We start from the raw sequence: 5,018 nt of genomic DNA, 5'->3' as shown, positions 1-5,018 counted from the left end.
GGGGGGGGGGGGGGGGGGGGGGGGGGGGGGGGGGGGGGGGGGGGGGGGGGCGGCGCGCGCGGGGGGGGGGGGGGGGGGGGGGGGGGGGGCGGGGCCCCCCCCCCCCCCCCCCCCGCCCGATCCGACGCTCACGCCGACACCGCCGTCACCGCCGATCATGCGGCTCAGGGGCTCAGCAGCTCAGCGGCTCACTCGACCTTCGACATCCGGGCCACCGGATCCCCCGCGTCCGCGTTGTCCGTCTCGTACCGGAGGTCCTCGCCTACCGGGACCAGACGGACCTCGTGACGTCCGGTCGTGCACTCGGACGTGGTGGACGGCTTGGAGATGCTGGTGGCGATGAGTTGCTTGGGGGTGACCTTTTTGAGGATGAGGTCGGTGTCGCAGGTGCCGCCGATGAGGTCGGTCTGACGGAAGGTGCCGAGCTGGTCGCCCGGCTCGGCCTGACGGACGGTGACGCGGAACGTGCCCATGGGGAGCTTGCCGTCGAGGGCGAAGCCGTCGCCCTCCCAGGTGCCGAGGTAGGAGCTGGGGACGGCGGAGAGGTCGCCGCCGGCCGTGCCGGAGGCGCTCGGTGTGGGCGCGCCCGGGGTGGCCGCGGGCTGGGAGTTGGCCGGGCCGCCCGCGTCACTGCCGCTGTCGCTGTCGTTGTCCCCGCCCGGCAGCAGGTCGCCCACGAACGCCCCGCCGATCACCACCGCCGCCAGCGCTCCCGCCACCGCGAGCGCCACCGTGCAACTCAGCTTGCGGCCCCGCCCGTTGGCGGTCGGTACGGAGGTCGCGGCCACGCTGACGGACACCTTCCCCGGGGAGGTGTCCGGGCCAGCCGCCGCGTCGCGTGGTTCCGGGACGTGGGTCGGGGGGCCGGACAGCTGCCCCTGCGGTGCGTGCGGTGCGTGCGGCGGCGTATGGGGTGCGTAGGGCGCGTACGACGGGTCCGGGGGGCCGAACACGCCTGCGGGAGGTGCGGAGTCGGCCGAGGTAGGGGCCGGGGGCGGTGTCGCCCGGGACCCATCCGCCACCGCCGCCCGGGGCTCGTCCGCCCCCGCCGCTCGGGGCCCATCCGCCGGCTCCGCTCGGGGACCTTCCGCCGGCGCCGATCCGTTGGTGGAGTCGCCCACCGAAGGGCTGCTGAAGCCCACCACCCCCGACGGCGTCACGTCCGCCGCCTCCAGGTTCAGGAGCTGGACCGCGCTGCGGCTGACCTGTTCCACCAGCGGTCCCGGCAGCCATCCGGCCGTCACCAGTCGCGCCGCGCCCTCCGCGGCGAGGCGGGAGGCGAGGGCGGCCGGGGTGGGGCGTGCGGCCGGGTCCCTCGAGAGGCAGTCGGCCACCACGTCCCTCAAGTCGCCCGACAGCGCGCCCAGTTCGGGCTCCTCATGGACCACCTTGTAGAGGAGCGCGGCCGAGGAGTCACCGGGAAAGGGGGACGAGCCCGTCGCCGCGTACGCAAGGACCGCACCCAGCGAGAAGACGTCCGCCGCACCCGTGACGCCCTTGCCGAGGATCTGCTCGGGCGACATGTAGCCGGGCGAGCCGACGGAGACGCCGGTCGAGGTCAGGGAGGCCGTGCCGTCCGTCGCGCGGGCGATGCCGAAGTCGATGAGGAGGGGGCCGTCGAGGGTCAGCAGGACGTTCGACGGCTTGACGTCACGGTGGACGAGGTCCAGGCCGTGCACCGCCGACAGCGCCTCGGCGAGTCCGGCGCCGAGGACCCGTACGGAATGGTCCGGGAGCGGTCCCGCGTCCGCGACCGCCGCGGAGAGGGAGGGGCCGGCCGCGTAGGCCGTCGCCACCCACGGGACGGGCGCGTCGGGGCCGGCGTCCAGCACGGGTGCCGTGTACGCGCCGCCCACCCGCCGCGCCGCCTCCACCTCCCGGCGGAAACGGGCCCGGAACTCCTCGTCGAGCGCGAAGTGCGGGTGCACGATCTTGACCGCGACGGTACGGCCGCCCGCGCTGCGGCCCAGATAGACACGGCCCATCCCGCCCGAGCCGAGCCGGCCCAGCAGCCGGTAGGGCCCCACGACGGTGGGTTCATCGACTCCGAGCGGTTGCATGGTGCCCGCACCTCCCCCGTGTTCCATTGCCCCGTCCACCCCGTCCCCGTAGGTGCCGCACCGTTCCGCCGTGCCGCCCCTGTCCAGCAGGGTAATGCCGTGCCGTGAGCCGGTGACCTTCCCTACGGCTGCAACAGATCCACTACGGCTGCTACGGCCGCAGCAGATCCACCTTCACGTCCGCCGCGAACCCGGTCGTCGGCCCCACCCGCCGCGCGAACTCGGTGACCGCTTCCAGCTGCGGCCCCCCGAAGCGGAAGTCGAGGGTCGTGAAGTAGCGCTCCAGGACGCTCTCGTCGAAGGCCTCCCAGCGGGCCGCCTGCTCGGCGACCTTGCCGACCTCCTCCAGGGAGAGGTCCCGGGAGGAGAGGAATGCCTCGTGGACCTGGCGCGTGAGGGCGGGCTCGCGCTCCAGGTAGTCGCGCCGGGCGGCCCAGACCGCGAAGACGAACGGCAGACCCGTCCACTCCTTCCACAGCGCGCCCAGGTCGTGCACCTGGAGGCCGTAGCGCGGGCCGTCGAGGAGGTTGGCGCGCAGGGCGGCGTCGCCGATCAGGACCGCCGCGTCGGCCTCCTGCATCATCAGGCTGAGGTCGGGCGGGCACGTGTAGTAGGACGGCGTGACGCCGTACCGCTCCGCCAGCAGGAGCTGCGCGAGACGTACGGACGTACGGGAGGTCGAGCCGAGGGCGACGCGGGCGCCGTCCAGCTGGTCCAGCGGGACCTGGGAGACCAGTACGCAGGACATCACCGGACCGTCGCAGCCGACCGCGATGTCGGGGAAGGCGACCAGTTCGTCGGCGTGCCGGAGGAACTCGACGAGGGTGATCGGGCCGATGTCCAGCTCGCCCCGCACCAGCCGCTCGCTGAGCTTCTCCGGGGTGTCCTTGGTGAGCTCGAAGTCGAGCAGCGTGCCCGTTCTCGCGAGCCCCCAGTAGAGGGGCAGGCAGTTCAGGAACTGAATGTGGCCGACGCGCGGCCTGGACGGGCGGGCGTCGGGACGCCCCTCGGGAGACTCGGGAGAATTGTCCACATCGCGAGGCTAGCGCCCATGGGGTACGGTGCAGCCTTCAGGGTCCCGAGCGGGTTCCGGAAGGATCTACCCCGCCCCTGTCAACCCCTGTGACGCCAAGTGACACCGCTACGTCAACCCATCGGGCGACCCCGCCAAACTTCCGGGTGACGTGATCTTGCCCTCTATTGCTTTCGGCTGCCCTCGTGGGTAGGCTCGTCGCAAGTTGCAGTTTGGTTTCCCTTGCAGTACAGAGCCTGCGGAGCATGTGACCGCGGGCTCTCGTCGTTTTCAGACGAATGCAGTTGTTTACAAGCTTTTGTTTACACCTTGCAGGTTCTGGAGCAGGGCAACCCTTTGGGCCCAAGGAGGGCTTATGGCTACCGGAACCGTGAAGTGGTTCAACGCTGAAAAGGGCTTTGGTTTCATCGCCCAGGAAGGCGGCGGCCCGGACGTCTTCGTCCACTACTCCGCGATCAACGCGAGCGGATTCCGCTCTCTCGAAGAGAACCAGGCGGTTACCTTCGACGTGACCCAGGGTCCGAAGGGCCCGCAGGCGGAGAACGTCACCCCCGTCTGATCCTTCGGCCGAGTCTTGGCTCCATGAGCCCAATACTCTGATCCGGAACCGAGAGAAGTACCCAAGGAGCCCCTACACCGCCAGGTGTCGGGGCTCCTGCCTTTGACACGTCCAGCGCGGCGACCGCTGCGAGAGTTGTTGCTGAAAGCGAAGCGGAAGCAGTTCTCAGGGTGAGGGGTGCTTGGGGGCGCCGCTCTCTGTGGTGCCGGCCGTGAGGACGGGCTGGAAGAAGCCCGTCTCCTCGGGGGTGTGCCAGGTGGGTTCCGTGAAGCCGGCGGCGGTCGCGAAGCCGGTCAGCTGCCGCCGGGTGAGGGCCCAGTAGGTGGTGCGCCGCACACGAACGTCCCAGTTCTCGCGCTCCGGCAGGCCCGTCGGCGATCCCTTCGGTGCTTCCTCCGGTGGTTCCTCCGGTACGAGCTGGAAGTGCTCCAAGTCGTAGCGCTCGCCGTCGTCGTGCCAGTGCCAGAGCTGGAACGTGACGGTTCGGGCGTGGGGTGCGGCCGGGCCGAGCTGGGGCGGAGTCGAGGTCGGGCGGTCGCGGCGGATCTCGTCGTACGGGCGGGTGCTGAGGACGAGCAGACCGGTGGGGCGCAGGACGCGGCGCATCTCCGTGAGGGCCCGGTGGACGTCGTCCTCCGTGAGCAGGTGGGGAAGGGAGTTGTCGGCGCACACGACGACGTCGAAGCGCGCGTCGGCGAACGGGAGGCTCCTCATGTCCGCCACCGCCGTGGACAGTCGGGCCCCTCTCGCGACAGCCTCCCGTGCCGCGCGGGCGACCGCCGCGGGGCTGATGTCCGTGGCGGTGACCCGGTGGCCGTGGCGGGGCAGGGGGATGGCCTGGGTGCCGATTCCGCAGGAGCAGTCGAGGATGTCGAGGGCCTCGGGGGCGTGCGGGGCTGCCCGGTGGGTGCGGATGAGCGCGTCCAGGGCCCGGCCCTGGCGGGCCATCGAGGCGTCCCAGTCCGGGAAGATCAGGTGGTAGTCCGGGGCGAGCCGGTCGTAGAAGACCGCCACCGAGGGGTCCTGCGGCATGCGGCCCAGGGTAGTGACACCCTGGGCCGGGTTTTCTCGCCCCCGCCGCCCCTACCCATTCCCGTCATTACTCAGGGGCTCCGCCCCCGAACCCCCAAAAGATTGCGCAGTTCCCCGCGCCCCTAGAGGTCTTTAGGGGCGCGGGGAACTGCGCGATCAGCCACAACGAACCCGCACCCAACAACACACCCCGCAAGCCCCCACCCACCCAGCCCGTCCGGCGTTTGAGGACGAGCGCGGCAGCGCGATGCGGGGGGCTGGGGGCGGCAGCCCCCAGGGACGGGACGGGGAGGGGCGGCGGGGGCGAGGAAAGGCAGCGGGCGACTGCGGACGG

4 protein-coding genes are annotated in these 5,018 nt (G+C 72.0%); 1 reads left to right on the top strand and 3 read right to left on the bottom strand.

Annotation, left to right across the window (positions count from 1 at the left end):
* Positions 1-188: 188 nt before the first annotated feature.
* Together ACIBEI_RS49490 and ACIBEI_RS49485 are read right to left on the bottom strand one after the other, a co-directional pair.
* Positions 189-2,060: a protein kinase gene (locus ACIBEI_RS49490; RefSeq protein WP_398898112.1), complete on the bottom strand. Its 1,872-nt coding sequence runs from the start codon at positions 2,058-2,060 to the stop codon at positions 189-191.
* 151 nt (positions 2,061-2,211) lie between these two features.
* Positions 2,212-3,093, bottom strand: coding sequence for a menaquinone biosynthetic enzyme MqnA/MqnD family protein (locus ACIBEI_RS49485; RefSeq protein WP_398898110.1), 882 nt, complete (start codon positions 3,091-3,093; stop codon positions 2,212-2,214).
* A gap of 355 nt (positions 3,094-3,448) precedes the next feature.
* Between ACIBEI_RS49485 and ACIBEI_RS49480 the strand changes: the two genes are divergently transcribed.
* Complete coding sequence (locus ACIBEI_RS49480; protein WP_033319512.1) at positions 3,449-3,652, top strand: cold-shock protein; 204 nt, start codon at positions 3,449-3,451, stop codon at positions 3,650-3,652.
* A gap of 165 nt (positions 3,653-3,817) precedes the next feature.
* Here the strand turns inward: ACIBEI_RS49480 and ACIBEI_RS49475 are convergent, their stop codons facing one another.
* Complete coding sequence (locus tag ACIBEI_RS49475) at positions 3,818-4,684, bottom strand: class I SAM-dependent methyltransferase (protein WP_398898108.1); 867 nt, start codon at positions 4,682-4,684, stop codon at positions 3,818-3,820.
* Positions 4,685-5,018: the final 334 nt, after the last annotated feature.

Origin of the sequence: Streptomyces sp. NPDC050988 (assembly GCF_044456225.1) — a bacterium.
GTDB lineage: Bacteria > Actinomycetota > Actinomycetes > Streptomycetales > Streptomycetaceae > Streptomyces.
Note: the sequence above shows the minus strand (reverse complement) of the source record. Positions and strands in the feature narration are given on the sequence as shown.

Bases quoted from the DNA above. Each gene is read 5' to 3' on its own strand.
- ACIBEI_RS49490 (WP_398898112.1), bottom strand. From the start codon at position 2,060: ATGCAACCGCTCGGAGTCGATGAACCCACCGTCGTGGGGCCCTACCGG.
- ACIBEI_RS49480 (WP_033319512.1), top strand. From the start codon at position 3,449: ATGGCTACCGGAACCGTGAAGTGGTTCAACGCTGAAAAGGGCTTTGGT.
- ACIBEI_RS49475 (WP_398898108.1), bottom strand. From the start codon at position 4,684: ATGCCGCAGGACCCCTCGGTGGCGGTCTTCTACGACCGGCTCGCCCCG.